Origin of the sequence: Conexibacter stalactiti (assembly GCF_033542075.1) — a bacterium.
In the GTDB taxonomy this organism is placed as follows: Bacteria; Actinomycetota; Thermoleophilia; order Solirubrobacterales; family Solirubrobacteraceae; genus Conexibacter; species Conexibacter stalactiti.
Genome location: NZ_JAWSTH010000085.1, coordinates 1 through 16,445 on the forward strand (window position 1 = coordinate 1; position 16,445 = coordinate 16,445).

Annotated in this window: 16 protein-coding genes; 9 read left to right on the forward strand and 7 right to left on the reverse strand. The window is 71.3% G+C overall.

What is annotated here, in order from left to right:
- Both R7226_RS23675 and dnaE read left to right on the forward strand, forming a co-directional pair.
- Positions 1 to 735: alpha/beta hydrolase (locus R7226_RS23675; protein ID WP_318599829.1), on the forward strand; the 735-nt coding region annotated here is incomplete at its 5' end.
- A 77-nt stretch (positions 736 to 812) separates the two neighbouring features.
- Positions 813 to 4,352: a DNA polymerase III subunit alpha gene (dnaE, locus tag R7226_RS23680; RefSeq protein WP_318599830.1), complete on the forward strand. Its 3,540-nt coding sequence runs from the start codon at positions 813 to 815 to the stop codon at positions 4,350 to 4,352.
- 82 nt (positions 4,353 to 4,434) lie between these two features.
- Here the strand turns inward: dnaE and R7226_RS23685 are convergent, their stop codons facing one another.
- The gene (locus R7226_RS23685) at positions 4,435 to 5,292 is read right to left on the reverse strand and encodes a deoxyribonuclease IV (protein WP_318599831.1); all 858 of its coding nucleotides are present in this window, start codon (positions 5,290 to 5,292) and stop codon (positions 4,435 to 4,437) included.
- A gap of 9 nt (positions 5,293 to 5,301) precedes the next feature.
- Here R7226_RS23685 and gltX point away from each other — a divergent pair, with 9 nt between their 5' ends.
- Both gltX and R7226_RS23695 read left to right on the forward strand, forming a co-directional pair.
- Entirely contained in the window at positions 5,302 to 6,636 is a 1,335-nt protein-coding gene (gltX, locus tag R7226_RS23690; protein ID WP_318599832.1) for a glutamate--tRNA ligase, read from the forward strand.
- Between the two features lie 196 nt (positions 6,637 to 6,832).
- Positions 6,833 to 7,930, forward strand: a complete 1,098-nt coding sequence (locus R7226_RS23695; protein WP_318599833.1) for an HDOD domain-containing protein — start codon at positions 6,833 to 6,835, stop codon at positions 7,928 to 7,930.
- Positions 7,931 to 7,933: 3 nt separating this feature from the next.
- On the opposite strand, the gene R7226_RS23700 is transcribed toward R7226_RS23695, so the two are convergent.
- Positions 7,934 to 8,326, reverse strand: a complete 393-nt coding sequence (locus R7226_RS23700; protein WP_318599834.1) for a VanZ family protein — start codon at positions 8,324 to 8,326, stop codon at positions 7,934 to 7,936.
- A gap of 27 nt (positions 8,327 to 8,353) precedes the next feature.
- Between R7226_RS23700 and R7226_RS23705 the strand changes: the two genes are divergently transcribed.
- Positions 8,354 to 8,746, forward strand: coding sequence for an RrF2 family transcriptional regulator (locus R7226_RS23705; protein ID WP_318599835.1), 393 nt, complete (start codon positions 8,354 to 8,356; stop codon positions 8,744 to 8,746).
- Here the strand turns inward: R7226_RS23705 and R7226_RS23710 are convergent.
- Complete coding sequence (locus tag R7226_RS23710; RefSeq protein ID WP_318599836.1) at positions 8,743 to 9,084, reverse strand: hypothetical protein; 342 nt, start codon at positions 9,082 to 9,084, stop codon at positions 8,743 to 8,745. The genes R7226_RS23705 and R7226_RS23710 overlap by 4 nt on opposite strands.
- A gap of 22 nt (positions 9,085 to 9,106) precedes the next feature.
- Complete coding sequence (gene rsgA, locus R7226_RS23715) at positions 9,107 to 10,159, reverse strand: ribosome small subunit-dependent GTPase A (RefSeq protein ID WP_318599837.1); 1,053 nt, start codon at positions 10,157 to 10,159, stop codon at positions 9,107 to 9,109.
- A 173-nt stretch (positions 10,160 to 10,332) separates the two neighbouring features.
- On the opposite strand from rsgA, the gene add reads away from it, so the two are divergent.
- On the forward strand, positions 10,333 to 11,349 hold the full coding sequence (gene add, locus R7226_RS23720) for an adenosine deaminase (RefSeq protein WP_318599838.1): 1,017 nt from the start codon (positions 10,333 to 10,335) through the stop codon (positions 11,347 to 11,349).
- Here add and R7226_RS23725 read toward each other — a convergent pair.
- Together R7226_RS23725 and R7226_RS23730 are read right to left on the reverse strand one after the other, a co-directional pair.
- The gene (locus R7226_RS23725) at positions 11,346 to 11,810 is read right to left on the reverse strand and encodes a hypothetical protein (RefSeq protein WP_318599839.1); all 465 of its coding nucleotides are present in this window, start codon (positions 11,808 to 11,810) and stop codon (positions 11,346 to 11,348) included. The genes add and R7226_RS23725 overlap by 4 nt on opposite strands.
- 362 nt (positions 11,811 to 12,172) lie before the next feature.
- Positions 12,173 to 12,838, reverse strand: a complete 666-nt coding sequence (locus R7226_RS23730) for an HAD family acid phosphatase (RefSeq protein ID WP_318599840.1) — start codon at positions 12,836 to 12,838, stop codon at positions 12,173 to 12,175.
- 26 nt (positions 12,839 to 12,864) lie between these two features.
- Between R7226_RS23730 and cysK the strand changes: the two genes are divergently transcribed.
- On the forward strand, positions 12,865 to 13,794 hold the full coding sequence (gene cysK / locus R7226_RS23735) for a cysteine synthase A (RefSeq protein ID WP_318599841.1): 930 nt from the start codon (positions 12,865 to 12,867) through the stop codon (positions 13,792 to 13,794).
- A 28-nt stretch (positions 13,795 to 13,822) separates the two neighbouring features.
- Positions 13,823 to 14,584: a serine O-acetyltransferase gene (gene cysE, locus R7226_RS23740; RefSeq protein ID WP_318599842.1), complete on the forward strand. Its 762-nt coding sequence runs from the start codon at positions 13,823 to 13,825 to the stop codon at positions 14,582 to 14,584.
- A gap of 10 nt (positions 14,585 to 14,594) precedes the next feature.
- On the opposite strand, the gene R7226_RS23745 is transcribed toward cysE, so the two are convergent.
- Positions 14,595 to 15,347, reverse strand: coding sequence for a polyprenol monophosphomannose synthase (locus R7226_RS23745; protein WP_318599843.1), 753 nt, complete (start codon positions 15,345 to 15,347; stop codon positions 14,595 to 14,597).
- Between the two features lie 97 nt (positions 15,348 to 15,444).
- Between R7226_RS23745 and R7226_RS23750 the strand changes: the two genes are divergently transcribed.
- Positions 15,445 to 16,398, forward strand: coding sequence for a polysaccharide deacetylase family protein (locus R7226_RS23750; protein ID WP_318599844.1), 954 nt, complete (start codon positions 15,445 to 15,447; stop codon positions 16,396 to 16,398).
- Positions 16,399 to 16,445 lie beyond the last annotated feature (47 nt).

Here is a 16,445-nt window from a genome sequence, read left to right on the forward strand (position 1 = left end):
CCCGCCGCACCGCCTCTCGCGCTCGACCCCGCCGCGCCGCCTCTCGCGCCCGACCCCGCCGCGCCGGCGCCCGCGCTCGAACCTGCCGCGCCGCATGCCGCGCTCGACCCCGCCGACTGGCGCGCCTCGCCGCTGTTCGCGCCCGACGAGCTGTGGCGCGCGGCGATCCCGCCGACGCACGTGCAGGTCGGCTCGACGGAGCTGCTGCTCGACGAGTCGCGCGCCGTCGCCGAGCGCGTCGCGGCCGCCGGCACGCGCGCGGAGCTGCACGTCTTCGAGCGCCAGCCGCACGTCGTGCCGCTGTGGGCGGGAACGCCGGAGGCGCGCGTCTCGCTGCAGCTGATCGGGCGCTTCACCGCATCGGTGTTGGCACCCGCGAGCGCACCAGCGCCGCCGACCGCTGCCGACGCCGCGACCGCGGCGGAGGCGCCCGCCGTCGCGCCGCCCGAAGACGGCCCGTCCGCGCCACGCGAAACCGGCCCGTCCGCGCCACGCGAAACCGGCCCGTCCGCGCCACGCGAAACCGGCCCGTCCGCGCCACGCGAAACCGGCCCGTCCGCGCCACGCGAAACCGGCCCGTCCGCGCCACGCGAAACCGGCCCGTCCGCGCCACGCGAAACCGCCCCGTCCGCGCCACGCGAAACCGCCCCGTCCGCGCTCCCCGAAGCCCTTTCCGACGCCTCCGTCACGCCGCCCGCCGAGGCCCCGGCAGCCGCCGACGCGCCCGGAACGTAGCGCTTGCAGGGGATCTCGCCAGACCCCTCGGGGAATCCCGCACGGCGTCCGCCGCGCCGCCTATTCTCCGTCCCTCGATGAGTTCCTCCTCCGCCCAGGCCTGCGCCCACCTCCACGTCCACTCCGAGTACTCGCTGCTGGACGGCGCGTGCAAGATCGACGCGCTCGCGGCCCGCGCCGCGGCCTTCGACCAGCCCGCCCTCGGCCTCACCGACCACGGCGTCATGAACGGCTCCGTGGAGATGTACAAGGCCTGCAAGAAGCACGACATCAAGCCGCTGATCGGCTGCGAGGTCTACGTCGTCGACGACCGCCACTTCCGCGGCGGCAGAACCGAGCGCAACCACCTCACGCTGCTGGCGCAGAACGACGTCGGCTACAGAAACCTCGTCAAGCTCTCCTCGACCGGCTATCTCGAGGGCCTGCACCGCGGCAAGCCCGGCGTCGACTTCGAGATCATGTCGCAGCACTCCGAGGGGATCATCGCCCTCACAGGCTGCCTCGCCTCGCGCTTCTGCCAGCGGCTGATCAACGACCGCCCGGAGGAGGCGCGCGCCCACGCCGACGACCTGATGAACATCTTCGGGCGCGACCAGGTCTACTTCGAGGTCCAGAAGAACGGCATCGCCGACCAGGACAAGGCGAACGAGGGGATCGTGCGGATCGCGCGCGAGGTCGGCCGTCCGCTCGTCGGCACCGGCGACGTCCACTACCTCCGCCGCGAGGACTACCACCATCACACGGCGCTGCTGTGCGTTCAGACGAAGTCGACGCTGGCCGAGCCGAAGATGACGTTCGACACGAACGAGTTCTACCTCAAGTCCAACCAGGAGATGGCGGCCGCGTTCGCCGAGTGGCCGGACGCGCTGCCGACGACGCTCGAGGTCGCGGAGCGCTGCAACGTCGAGATCCCGCTCGGCGGCCAGCTGATCCCGAGCTACCCGACGCCCAACGGCGAGGACGAGAGAACCTACCTCCGCTCGCTCGTGATGGAGGGGATGCACCGCCGCTACGGCAACCCGCCCTCCGCCGAGGCGATGGAGCGGATGGAGATGGAGCTGGCGGTCGTCGACAGAATGGGCTTCAACGCCTACTTCCTGATCGTCTGGGACTTCGTCAGATACTCGAAGGAGAACGGCGTCGCGGTCGGCCCGGGCCGTGGTTCGGCGGCCGGCTCGATCGTCGCGTACACGCTCGGCATCACGGACGTCGACCCGCTCGCCTACGACCTGCTGTTCGAGCGCTTCCTCAACCCCGAGCGCGTGTCGATGCCTGATATCGACATCGACTTCTCCGTCCGCGGCCGCGAGCGCGTGATCAGATACGTGACGGAGAAGTACGGCAGACAGTCGGTCGCGCAGATCATCACCTTCGGCAAGATGTTCCCGCGCGCCGCGACGCGCGACGCCGCGCGCGTGCTCGGCCACGACTACGGCGCCGGCGACAAGCTCGCGAAGCTGATCCCGGACCCGATCATGGGCCGTCCGCCGTCGTTCGACGACTGCCTCCAGCCGGGCGAGCCGCTGCGCGGCGAGGTCGACTCCAACCCCGTCTCCAGACAGATCGTCGACGTCGCCCGCGGCCTCGAGGGGATCGTCCGCAACTCGTCGATCCACGCCGCCGCCGTCGTGATCGCCGGCTTCCCGCTCACCGACATCGTTCCGCTGCAGCTGGCCGATGCCGGCAGCGACGCCAGAGGCGACAAGGTCTATCGAACGGTGACGCAGTTCTCGATGAAGCCCGTCGAGGAGCTCGGCCTCCTCAAGATGGACTTCCTCGGCCTGCGCAACCTCGACGTGATCGAGGACGCGCTCGACATCATCGAGCGCTCGACGGGCACGCGGCCGGACATGACGACGCTGCCGCTCGACGACCAGAAGACCTACGACATGATGGCCCGCGGCGACTCGGTCGGCGTCTTCCAGTTCGAGTCCGAGGGCATGCGCGAGTCGCTCAAGAAGGTCAGACCGACCGAGCTCGAGGACCTGATCGCGCTCAACGCCCTCTACCGCCCGGGCGCGATGGACCAGATCCCGACGTATGCGCGCGGCAAGCGCAACCCGGAGGCGATCTCCTACCCGGACGAGCGCCTGCGCCCGATCCTCGAATCGACCAAGGGCGTGATCCTCTACCAGGAGCAGGCGATGCAGATTGCCAAGCAGCTGGCAGGGTTCTCAGGCGCCAAGGCCGACGACCTCCGCAAGGCGATCGGCAAGAAGAACCGCGCCGCGATGGCGGAGCTGCAGCCTGAGTTCGTCGAGGGCTGCCGTGCATCCGGCACCAGCCCGAGCGTGATCGAGTGGCTGTGGAACACGAACGAGAAGTCGGCCGACTACTCCTTCAACAAGTCGCACGCCGCCTGTTACGCGCTGATCGCCTACCGCACCGCTTGGCTGAAGGCCAACTACCCGGCCGAGTACATGGCCGCGCTGATCTCCTCCGTGATGGACACGAAGGACAAGGTCCCGTTCTTCGTCGCCCAGGCGGAGCAGATGGGGATCGAGATCCTGCCGCCGGACGTCAACGAGTCCGACCACGAGTTCATGGTCGTCGACGGCAACATCCGCTTCGGCCTCGACGCCGTCAAGGGCGTCGGCTACGCGGCCGTCGAGGGGATAAAGCGCGCCCGCGAGGAGGACGGCCCGTTCACCTCGATCTGGGACTTCTGCGAGCGCGTCGACAACAAGGCCGTCAACAAGAAGTCGATCGAGGCGCTGATCAAGTGCGGCGCCTTCGGCTCGACCGGCGCCAGCCGCAAGGGCATGCTGAGCGTGCTGGAGCAGGCGCAGGCGGCCGGCCAGAAGGCGCAGCAGGACGCGCTCATCGGCCAGGGCTCGATCTTCGACCTCGGCTTCGACGGCGGCGGGGGCGGCGGCGCGGCCGCGGCCTTCGCGGCACCGACCCACCCCGGCATCCCGGCCGAGGAGTTCGACCAGGCCGAGATGCTCGCGGCCGAGAAGGAGTCGATCGGCCTCTTCATCTCCGCCCACCCGCTGAAGGCGGTGCGCGCGGCGATGCGCCAGAAGGTCGACTGCACGCTGGCCGACCTGTCGGACAGAAAGGACGGCGACTGGGTCACCGTCGGCGGGATCATCACGCAGGCGAAGAGACTGCGGACCAAGAGAGGCGACCACATGATGTTCGCCACCCTCGACGACCTCGAGGGCACGGTCGAGATCCTGATCTTCGGCAGAGTCCTGGCCGCCTCCGAGGAGGCGTTCGAGATGGACGCGGTCATCACGCTGCGCGGCCGCGTCGACCACAAGGACGCGTCGAAGACGACCGTCGTCGTGCAGGACGCCGAGCTGTTCGCGCCGAGCGAGGAAGAGGTCGCCGCGGCCGAGGAGGAGGCGGCGAAGGTGCCGGTCGGCCCGCCGCCGTTCCGCCTGCGGCTCGACGCGACCGCGCTGCGCGCGAGCGTGATCGACGACCTCAAGTCGGTGATCGAGAACTTCCCCGGCGAATCGCACGTCTACCTGGAGATCCACACCTCCGGCGGCCCGCGCCTGCTGAGACTGGGCTCGACCTTCAAGGTCTCCCGCAACGCCGCGCTGCAAGCCGAGCTGGACCACCTCTTGGGTTCGGCGATGCTCGAGCCCGAGACGGCCGCGGCCTGAGTCGCCTCACCGGGCGCCTCGCGGGCGTCCGGCCCTTCGCCGCCGCGCCCGTGCGCGGCGGCGTGATGCGTTTGCGGCCGCGCTATCTGCGCGCCCGGAGCCCTCTTCTGCGCAATCTGTGCGCGTAGGCGATCTCTTCCGCCGTCGTCCCTCTCTTGTCGGGGCCGGGCGTCTCCAGCACGACCGCCATCTCCTCGAAGCGCGGTTCTGACAGGAAGGCGGCGATACCGGCCTCGCCGATCTCGCCCTCGCCGAGGTTGGCGTGGCGGTCGCGGTTGGAGCCCAGCGGCGTCTGCGAGTCGTTCAGGTGCACGGCGCCGAGACGGCCGAGCCCGACGATCTCGTCGAAGCTGTCGAGCGTCTCCGTCAGCGCCTCGATCGAGCGCACGTCGTAGCCGGACGCGAGCAGGTGGCAGGAGTCGAGGCAGACGCCGAGCCGTCTGCCGCCGCCGGCGGCGTCGATCAGCTCGGCCAGCTCCTCGAACGAGCGGCCGAGCGTGCCGCCGGTGCCGGCCGTGTCCTCCAGCAGCAGGAGGCTGTGGTCGCTCTCCTCCAGCGCCTCCTTGAAGACCTCGCCGGCGCGCTTGATCGCGGGCCCGACCTCGCCTCTCAGCGCCGAGCCGGGGTGCAGCACGACATCGGCGCCGATCCCGTCGCCGACGTGCAGCGACTGCTTCAGCGACGCGAGCGACTTCGTGCGGATCTCAGGGTCCTCGGAGGCGCAGTTGATCAGGTAGACCGCGTGGATCAGGACCGCGTCGATCGGCGAGTCGTCGATCGCCGCTCTGAAGGCGGCGAAGTCGTCCTCGGTGTAGTTCGTCGGTCTCCACATCCGCGGCGACTGATTGAAGATCTGGATCGAGCGACAGCCTCTCTCGACACCGCGCGCGACGGCCTTGTCGAGACCGCCGGCCTGCGAGACGTGGGTGCCGATTAGCATGCTGACTCCATGAAAGTTCGATTCGCTCCTTCTCCGACCGGCGCGCTGCACATCGGCGGCGCACGCACGGCCCTCTACAACTGGCTGCTCGCGCGCGGCAGCGGCGGCAGACTCGTGCTGCGGATCGAAGATACCGACCGCGAACGGTCGACCCCCGAGAACGTCGAGCAGATCCTCGACGCGCTGAGATGGCTGGAGCTGGACTGGGACGAAGGGCCGATCTTCCAGACCGCCAACGCCGCGCGCCACGCCGAGGCGCTGCAGCAGCTGCTCGACTCCGGCCACGCCTACCGCACGACCGCGACCGGCGACGACGTCAGAGCGTGGAAGGCCGAGCACGGCGACGACCGCGGCTTCCGCGGCACGCCGCAGGACGAGGGCGCGATCCGCCTGCGCGTGCCCGACGAGGGCGAGACGGTCGTGCACGACGCGATCCGCGGCGACGCGATCTTCCAGCACGTCCACATCGACGATCCGGTGATCGCCCGCGCCGACGGCTCGGTGCTCTACAACTTCGCCGTCGCGATCGACGACCTCGACGCCGGCGTCACGCACGTCGTGCGCGGCGAGGACCACCTCTCCAACACCCCCAAGCAGCTGCTCGTCTTCGAGGCGCTGGGGGAGAGAGCGCCGGTCTACGCCCACCTGCCGCTGCTGCACGGCCCCGACGGCAAGAAGCTCTCCAAGCGCCACGGCGCCGCCTCGGTGCAGGAGCTGCGCGACCAGGGCTACCTGCCGGAGGCGGTCAACAACTACGTCGCGCTGCTCGGCGCCGGCTTCGACCCGGAGCGCGAGCTGTTCACCGTGCAGGAGCTCGCCGAGCTGCTGAGACTGGAGAGAATCTCCAAGTCGCCGGCCGTCTTCGACGAGAGAAAGCTGCGCCACATCAACGGCATCTACCTGCGCGAGCTGCCGGTGGACGAGCTGACGGCGCGGCTGGAGGCCTTCACCGGTCGCGGCGGCCTGCGCGGCGCGGTCGAGATCAGCCGCGAGAAGATCCAGACGCTGGCCGACTTCTGGCCGCTCGCCGGCTTCTTCTTCGATGGTCCCGGTGACGACGAGAGAGCGTGGACGAAGACCTTCGGCGTCGAGGGCTCCCTCGACGGCCTGCGGGCCGCGCGTGAGGCGCTGGCGACGCTCGAGCCGTTCACGCAGGAGTCCGTCGAGGCGGCTCTGCGCGGCCTGCTGGAGGCCAACGACTGGAAGCCCAAGCACGTCTTCCAGCCGGTCCGCGTCGCGCTCGCCGGCACGACGATCTCACCTGGGATCTTCGAGTCTGTCGCGCTGCTCGGTCGCGAAGAGACGGTGCGCCGGATCGACGCCGCGCTCGCCCGCGTCGGGTGAAGCGAGCGCCCGGGCGCCCGCTCTGTGCGGACATCCGAGCGCGCCTGAGAAATTCGACAGTCTGTCAACGTCGGAAGCCCTCAACTAAGGGGCCTGTGGTGCCGATAACCTGAACGGATCGGGACAGCGGGCAATGGTGCCGAAGCTGGGCTGATCCACTCGCACGCGGACCGCGTCCGAGGCCATGAGATCGCCCATGAACCCACCGACACTGACAGCCAGCCCGACTCCGTCGGCGGCCGCCTCCGCGGAGCCCGGCTTCCCGCGCCACCACAACGAGGGGCACGGACGGCGCCTGACCGCCGCCTTCGAGGCGCTGGAGGCGTTCCCGGTGCTGGCCGAGTCGCGCAACCGCGTCCTGCGCCTCTTCACCCAGGAGCGCCCGCCGACGGCGGAGATCGTCGCCGCGGTCGAGTCCGACGTGGCGCTGGCGATCGCGACGCTGCGGCTCGCCAACCGTGTCGACGGCAGAGCGCGGGGCAGAGTCGACTCGGTCGTGAAGGCAGTCAGCGTGCTGTCGCCGGCCGCCGTCCAGGCGCTCGCCAGCCGCGCACGCACCTTCGACTTCTTCGAGCGCGGCGGGATCTGGGAGGGGACGCCGGAGCGCTTCCGCCTTCACGGCGTCGCCACGCAGCGCGCCGCCGACCGGCTCGCGACCGAGCTCGGCTACGAGGACCGCGATCGCCTGATGGTGACCGCGCTGCTGCACGACATCGGCAAGCTCGTGCTCAGCCACGCCTACCCGGGCTACCCGCGCCAGGTCCACGGCGACGCGAAGACGCCGGAGGAGCGGATCCACCGCGAACGGCGCGAGCTGGGCGTCGACCACGCGCTCGTCGGCGGCGTGCTCGCTCGCCGCTGGGGGCTGCCGAAGGCGATCGCCTCGACGATCGAGCGCCACCACAGCGAGGACGCAGACGGCGAGGCCGCGCTCGTCAGGCTCGCGGACATGCTCGCCCACTACGGCCACGGCGATCCGGTCTCGCCGAGCGAGATGCTGTCGACCGCCCGCCTCGTCGGGATCGGCCCGGCGGAGCTGCGCTCGGTCATGTACGACCTGCCGTACTCCTCCAACGGCAACCGCCAGCGCGCACTCGACCCATGCCCGCTGTCGACGCGCGAGACCGAGGTGCTCAAGCGCCTCGGCCAAGGCAAGGTCTACAAGCAGATCGCGCACGAGCTGGAGCTGTCGACCAGCACGGTGCGGACGCACCTGCACAACATCTACGGCAAGCTCGGCGCCGTCGACCGCGCGCAGGCAGTCCTCATCGCGACCGAGCGCGGCTGGATCTAGCCGCTACGCCGCCCTGAGCTGCCGCCGCCGCGGCAGGAGGACCCGGTAATACAGCAGCGCGGTGAGCAGGATCCCGGTGACATCGATCGCGACGTCGCGTGGCGCGCCTTGGCGGCCGTCGATGAAGCTCTGGTGGAACTCGTCGGAGATCGCGTAGAGGACCGCGATCGCGCCGGCCGCCCACGCCGCGCGCGTGCTCCAGCCGAGCGCGCGCAGCCACAGCAGCCACAGCAGGCCGAACTCGGCCATGTGCACGAACTTGCGCCCGATCAGGTCGATCGTGCCCAGCTCGGTTCTCAGGTTCGGCTGCGCGGAGAGGTAGAAGATCACGCCCATCAGCGCGAGGGGCGGACCAACCCGACCGATCCAGTGCGCAAGCTGTCTCGTCTTTGCCATACCATCGTGGATGGTAGGCAACGCACGATGATCTCGATCACGACCAAATCCCCTTACGCGCTGCGCGCACTGACCGAGCTGGGACGGCTCGGCGGCGCCGGCCCCGTGCCGATCGCCGAGCTGGCGCGCCGCCGCGAGATCCCCGTCCAGTTCCTCGAGCAGCTGTTCGCCGTGCTGCGCCGCGCCGGCGTGCTGAAGTCCCAGCGCGGGGTGAAGGGCGGCTACAGCTTCGCCAGAGAGCCGGGCGAGATCACCGTGTTGGAGATCGTCGAGCTGCTCGACGGCTCCTTCGGCGCCGACTCCGAGGGCGTCTTCGCCGAGGCCGCCGGGGCCGCCCGCGCCGTGCTCGCGGAGACGACCGTCGCCGACGTGATCGAGCGCGAGGCGCGCGACGCCGGCGCCTCGATGTACTACATCTAGCCGACCGCGGCGAACGCGTCGGCGTACTCGACGACCCCCTCGGGCCGCGGCCGCTCCGGCGGCGGGTAGGCCGGCAGTCTGAGCGCCATCCAGGCGTCGTCGGGCACTTCGAACGGCGCGCGCACGCCGAGCGGCGCGGCTCGCTCGAAGCCGAAGCGCGGGTAGTTACCTGCCCGTCGCGCAGCGCGACGAGGCAGATCTCCGGCACATGATTGATCCCCGGCCGCCCGCAGCGCGTCGACGAGGTCGGCCTCGGCGGCCGTTGGGAAGGCCCGCTCGTGCACCCGCCGCGCCGCGGCGAGGTCGGCCGGTCGCTCGGGGCGCAGCGTCAGCGCCACGCTGGTGCTCGCCGCGCGCGCCTCACTCGTCCTGCCCCTTCGCCCGCCGCGCCTCGCGCTGGATCCGCTCGTAGAAGCGGCCTCTGCTCTCGCGGGCTCTCGCGGCGGCACGTCTGTCGTCGACCCACGCCTGCTCTCTGGCGAGCTTGCGCCATGCCTCCAGCCGCTCGGCCGGGACGGTGTCGCGGACGGCGCAGTCGGGCTCGGTGTCGTGCTGGCAGTCGGCGAAGCGGCAGCCGGCGGCCAGCTCGACGATGTCCTCGAAGGTGTCGTCGACGCCGCCGTCCCACATGCCGACCTCGCGCATCCCGGGCGTGTCGATCAGCAGGCCGCCGTGCGGCAGCGACAGCAGCTCACGCGTGACGGTCGTGTGGCGGCCGCGTCTGTCGGACTCGCGCACCTCGCCTGTCGCTTGCCGCTCCTCGCCGAGCAGCGCGTTGACGAGCGTCGACTTGCCCGCCCCGGACGGTCCGAGCAGGACGGCCGTGGCGCCCGCTGGCAGCAGGCTGTGGACGACGCCGATCCCGTCACCCGTGCGGACGCTGACGGCGATCGAGTCGGCGATCCCGATCGAGCGGCCGAGCCGCAGCGCGGTCGCGTCGGCGTCGGGGTCGAGGTCGGCCTTCGTCAGCAGCAGCGCGACCGGCACGTCGCCGGCGCCGGCGATCGCCACGAGCCGCTCCGCGCGCCGCTCGTTCGGCTCCGGCAGCGGCTCGGCGACCAGCGCCAGCTCGACATTGGCCGCCAGCACCTGGCGGTCCGCCTTGCCCTCGCCGACGGCGCGCCGCACGACCGTGCCGCGCCGCGGCAGCACCGCGGCGATCGCGTCACCGGTGTCGAGCGCGACCCAGTCGCCGGTGATCGGCGGGCCGTCGCTCTCGCCTCTGAGCTTGGCGCGCGCGTGCACCAGCCGCGGCGGCGTCGCCTGGTCGGGCTCGGCGACGAGCCAGACGCCGCTGTGCTGCGACAGCACGCGGGCGGGGATCAGCTGGTCTTCGCCGAGCGCGGTGCGCGCGGCCTGCAGCTCCTCGTCGAGCTGGTCACGCCGGCCGATGCCGGCGGGAAACAATGTCACTGGAGGTTCCTCCACATCGTCATGAACGGGCGGCTGCGGCGGACGCCGGGCGTGTGGCCCGAGCGTCCGGCTAGGCAGCCGGCGCGTCGGCGATGTGTGTGCGAAGTCGGCGGAACATCCGTCGGCAGGGTACCGCATCGAAAGCCGCCGACACCAGGCAATACCCTTGCGCGATGACTGTCGTCGCGCCGTACCCGAAGATCGAGCTGCACGTCCACCTCGAGGGCGCCGTCTCACCGGAGCTGCTGCTCGCCGCCGCCAGACGCAACGGCTTCACGCTGCCGGTCGCGACCGCCGCGGAGCTGCGCGAGTTCATGCGCTTCCGCGACTTCGACCACTTCATCGAGTCGTGGTTCGCGACGACGCCGGCGCTGCAGACCGAGCGCGACTACCGCGAGCTGGTGCTCGACTACGCCCGCCGCGCGCAGGCGCGCGGCGCGGTCTACCTGGAGGCGATCTTCTCGCCGACCGACAAGCTGACCGCCGGGATCGCGATGGAGACCGTCTTCGAGGGCTTCTGCGACGGCGCCGCGGCGGCGCGCGAGCAGCTCGGATTGGAAGTCCGCCTGACGCCCGACATCACGCGCGGCGTCGACCTCGACGTCGCGAAGCAGACGGCGCGGCTGGCGGTCGCCTACAAGGATCGCGGCGTCGTCGCGCTCGGGCTCGGCGGCGCCGAGGCGCAGTTCCCGCCCGAGCCGTACGCGGAGGCGTTCGCGATCGCGCGCGCCGGCGGCGTCGGCTCGGTCCCGCACGCCGGCGAGGTCGCCGGCCCCGCGTCGATCCGCGGCGCGCTGGAGACGCTCGCGCCCGACCGCATCCGCCACGGCGTGCGCGCGGTCGAGGATCCCGGCCTGCTGCGCGAGCTGGCCGACCGCGGCATGGTGCTCGACGTCTGCGTGCTGTCGAACGTCTGCCTCGGCGTCGTCCCGCGCGCCGAGGACCATCCGCTGCCACGGCTGCTCGCCGCGGGAGTGCCGGTCACCGTCAACACCGACGATCCGACCTTCTTCGCCTGCGAGCTCGACGACGAGCACGCCGCGGCCCGCTCGCTGGGAGCGGATCCGCGGGCGCTGTTCGACGCCGGCGTCGCCGGCGCGCTGTGCGAGCCGGCGGTGCGGGAGCGGCTGCGCGCGCTCGGCGACGCGCACGACTGGGACGGCTCGAGCCGTCCCAGCGTCACGTCTTAAGCCGCGGCGAACTCCAGCTCACGCGTGTCGGCGAAGACCGGCTCGGCCGGCTGCTCGCCGCGGAAGCTCTCGCGCCGCGCGTGCTCCTCGTCGATCAGCAGCTTTATCGCGTGGAACTCGCCGGTCGGCAGCTCGTGCACGACGGCCAGCGGGCGCGAGTCGGGGACGGCGGCGAGCGCCGGCGCCGCGCTCTCGTCGGCCGGTCGGGCGTAACGCACGACGCAGGCGAGCGCGATCGCGGCGAAGGTGCCGGCGACCACGTTCCCTATGCCGAGCATGACCGCGCCGAGGCCGGCGAGGTTGACGTAGCCGGTCATGACGTTGACGGCGATGCCGATCAGCCAGCCGGTGGGGGACTGGCCGTTCGACGATCTGTTGCGCACCATCGTGCGGATGTGGGGCAGGGTCCCGGCGAAGCCGAGCACGATCGCGAAGGAAGAGGCGATGGAGATGAGGGTCATAGCGCTCAGGAGGGGCTCGAGTGTGTTCAGGGCAGCACGAGAACCGCTGAGCGCAGCCCCATGCGAATGGTGGTTCGGGCGGCCCATCTAGACGCCGGCGGTCGCAGCCGGCGTCAGGGACTTACGTGAAACCTCGCGGGGCGGACCCTGCGAGACGACCTGCGGAGGTGGATCGGGAGCCTGGTCGGGTTCCTCTTCCTACAACGCATTATCGGCACGATCGTTGCGCCCGCAAGGGATCTGTGACCTCATTCACATTGATGACCCTCGAATCGGGGAAAGTGAGTGTCCTCTAACGGATCCGCAACACGATCTCCACAGTTCCGCAGCGCGATCGCAAGCGCTCCGGAGACCGGACCGGGCTACGGCAGCGCGTACATCGGGTTCGGCAGCTTGAAGGTGCGCAGCGCGAAGCCGCCGTCGAGGTCGCTCTGCTGGTCACCGATCGAGAAGATGACTCTGCGACCGCCGCGCTGCAGCGACTTGCGCGCGCCCGCCTTGAACGGGACGACCGACTCGCGGTGGTCGTCGGCCGGGCGCAGCAGCAGCTCGAATCTGCCGCCGAAGCCGGCTCTTCTCAGCTGCGACAGCGTGACGCTGCGGATGTACTCCGGCCGCCCGGTCACGAACGCGACCGCGACGCCCTTGCGCTGCGCGAGCTTGACGAGCGCCCGCACCGGCTCGATCGCCGGGTGCGGGTCGAGCACGACGCAGGCGCTGCGGCGGCCGTCGGCGAAGGCGCCGGCCTTCATGCAGTCGTAGGTCGACAGCGCCGTGTCGTCGATGTCGAAGACGGCGACCAGTCTTCGCGGCGCTCTCGTCGCTCTCACGCGCGTCGTCAGGAAGCGCGTCGCACGCGCCGTCACCCGCGCCGTGTCGCGCGCCCACGCACCGCTTTCGTAGTACTGCTCGATCTGCGTGATCTGCTCCGCGGTCGGCGCCTCGTCGGCCGTGGCGGAGGAGGGCGCGGAGGCCAGCCCGAGGGCCAGCAGCGCGACGGTGGCAAGCGTCCGTGCGGTGGTCGACATCGCCGACCATTATGGTTCCCGAGGCAATGCCGCGAATCCCGATCAACATTGCCGACCACGTCGGCCGCACTCCGATGGTCCAACTGACCCGGATCGTGCCCGACGGAACACCCGGCGAGCTGTACGGAAAGCTCGAGGCGTTCAACCCCGGCGGCAGCGTCAAGGACCGCATCGGCGTCGCGATGATCGAGGCCGCCGAGGCCGAGGGCCGGATCGAGCCGGGCCGCACGACGATCGTCGAGGCGACCAGCGGCAACACCGGGATCGCGCTCGCGTTCGTCTGCGCCGCGAAGGGCTACGACCTCGTGCTGACGCTGCCGCAGGGGATGAGCCGCGAGCGCGAGGGGCTGCTGAGACTGTACGGCGCGCGCTTCGAGATCACAGAGTCGCTCGGCGGCATGAACGAGGCCGTCGACGCCGCCAGAGCGATGGCCACGCGCGACGACGTCTTCCTGCCCGACCAGTTCTCCAACCCGGCCAACCCGGAGGCGCACCGCCGCGCGACCGGGCCCGAGATCTGGGAGACGATGGACGGCAGAGTCGACGTGCTCGTGGCAGGCGTCGGGACTGGCGGCACGATCACCGGCACCGGCGAGTTCCTGAAGGAGCGCAACCCGGACCTGAAGGTGATCGCGGTCGAGCCGCGCACCTCCGCGGTGCTGTCGGGCCGCTACGCCGGGCCCCACAAGATCCAGGGGATCGGCGCCGGCTTCATCCCGCCGGTGCTCAACCGCGAACTGCTCGACGAGGTGATCGCGGTCGACGACGAGGACGCGATCGAAACGGCGCGACTGCTCGCCAGCCGCGAGGGCGTGCTCGCCGGCATCTCCTGCGGCGCCGCGACGTGGGCGGCGATCGAGGTCGCCAAGCGGCCCGAGTCGGCCGGCAAGCGGATCGTCACGATCCTGCCCGACTCCGGCGAGCGCTACGTCTCGACGCCGTTCTTCGCCCCGTAGCGCACCCGCGGGGGACTACGCTGTGCAGATGGTCGGTTTTCGCACGCTGAAGCGTGTCGTCGGCGAGATCCGCAGGGACGTGCGCGCCGCGCAGGAGCGCGATCCCGCCGCGCGCGGCGTCGGCCCGGCGGAGGTGCTGGCGATCTGGCCGGGGGTCCACGCGATCCTCGCGCACCGCGTCGCGCACGCGCTGTCGGAGGCCGGCGTGCCGATACTGCCGCGCGTGATCGCCGGCTTCTCGCGCGCCGTCACGGGGATCGAGATCCATCCGGCGGCGCGCATCGGCTCAGGCTTCTTCGTCGACCACGGGATGGGCGTCGTGATCGGTGAGACGGCGGTGATCGGCAACGACGTGACGCTCTACCAGGGGGTCACGCTCGGCGGCACCGGCTTCGCGACCGGCAAGCGTCACCCGACCGTCGAGGACAACGTCACGATCGGCTCCGGCGCGAAGCTGCTGGGCCCGATCACGATCGGCCACGGCTCGAAGATCGGCGCCAACACCGTCGTCATCCACGACGTGCCGCCGAACTCGACCGTCGTCGGCAATCCCGGCCACCCGGTGCGGATAGACGGCAAGCGGCCGGAGGGTCCCGACGCCGACTGGGTCCACCTGCCCGACCCGGTCGCCGACGCGATCAAGGGCCTCGCGAGCCGCATCGGCGCGCTCGAACGCGCGCTCGCCGAGCGCGGCGGCGATCCCTCCGCGGTCGGCGACGGCGAGCTGCTGCCGGAGCCCGAGCTGCCGCAGGTGCGGCCGGCGCGCGGGCCGAATCCGGCCGGAGGCTAGTGCTGCGCAGCTAGCGCCGCGCGGCGACGCGCGCCAGCGCGGCCGGGGCGGTGCGACGCAGCTGCGGCACGCGCCAGAACGCCTCGCGCGCGATCTGCGGTGACATCTTGCTCGTCCCGAGCGTGCGGTCGCGGAACACTATGGGAACCTCGGTCACACGGAAGCCGGCGAGCACGGCGCGGTAGGTGATCTCGATCTGGAAGACGTAGCCCTGCGATCTGACGCTGTCGAGCTCGATCGCCTCCAGCACCTCGCGGCGGATGCACTTGAAGCCGCCGGTCAGGTCGCGTTGGGGGAGCCGCAGCACCAGCCGCGCGTAGAGGCAGCCGCCGCGGCTGATCAGCTGGCGCAGCGGGCCCCAGTCGCGCACGCCGCCGCCGGGCACGTAGCGCGAGCCGAGCACGATGTCGGCCTGCTCGGCCGCCTTCAGCAGCTGCGGCAGGTGGGCGGGATCGTGCGAGAGGTCGGCGTCCATCTCGCAGACGAGCTGGGCGCCGCGCTCGAGCGCGTGCGCGAAGCCGGCGAGGTAGGCCTGACCGAGCCCGGCCTTCTCCGTGCGGTGCAGCACCTCGACGACGCCCAGCTCCGCGCCGAGCCGCTCGGCGATCTCGCCGGTGCCGTCAGGCGAGCCGTCGTCGACGACGAGAATGCGATGGTCGCCGGGGGCCGCCAGTGCGAGCTGGGCGGCGGCGGAGCGCAGGAGGCGCTCGATGGGGCCGGCCTCGTTGTAGGTCGGCACGATGACCCAGACGGCGGGTGCCATGCGGCGGCGAAGGGTAGTGGACGCGCCGCCGCGAGCGTGCGCGGGAACGGCGCGACACCGCGCCCATCCGCCGGATTCGCGATCATCTGGGTGCGGTATGAGACTGGATGAACTGCTGCGGCTGATCCGAGGACCGGCCCGCCCGACCCCGAGACAGCTGCGCTACCGGCGCCGCCGCGTGACGCTGCTCGCCGGCCTGGCGGGCTTTGCGCTGCTGCTCGGCGTGGTCGTCGGCGCCAGCAGCAAGCCCAGCGCCTCGATGCCCGAGGTCGAGACGACCGAGGTCGGCTGGTTCGGCCACCTGAGAACCCTGGCCGGCGCCGGCAGAGGGTCGCTGTCGCTGGAGCAGCGCGCCGCCGAGAACGCCGCGATCGACAGAGCGCTCGCGAGAACGCCGTTCATCCGCATGGGCGGCAGAGAGACGAGACAGATCGCGCTGACCTTCGACGACGGGCCCGGCGTCGACACCGACGACCTGCTCGACGTGCTGGAGCGCCTGCGCGCCCCGGCGACCTTCTTCATGCTCGGCAAGAACGTCGGCGAGTTCCCGGACACGGTGCAGCGGCTGATCGACGCCGGCGTGCCGCTCGACGACCACTCGTGGGACCACCCGGCGATGGCGTCGCTGTCGGCCGAGGACCAGCGCAGACAGATAGCCGACGCCGCCCAGGCGATCGAGGACACCGGCTCGCCGTACCCGCGCCTCTTCCGGCCGCCGTACGGCTCCTACAACCAGACGACGCACGAGGTGCTCGGCAGACTGAGAATGCTGTCGGTGCTGTGGTCGGTCGACAGCCAGGACTACACGAAGCCGGGCGTCGACGCGATCGTCCAGAACGTCGTCTCCAACGTCCACCCGGGCGCGATCATCCTGCTGCACGACGGCGGCGGCGACCGCACCCAGACGATCGCGGCGGTCGAGCGGATCATCCCCGAGCTGCGCAGACAGGGCTACAGATTCGTGACGGTGCCGCGGCTGCTGCTCGACAACCCGCCCGAGGCCGACGAGCAGGGCCTGCCGCAGGGCTTCAACCCCAGCGGCGCCGGCTGAGCGGCGCGGGGCGGCGACCGGACGCCGCACCGTCTCGGCCGCTCGCT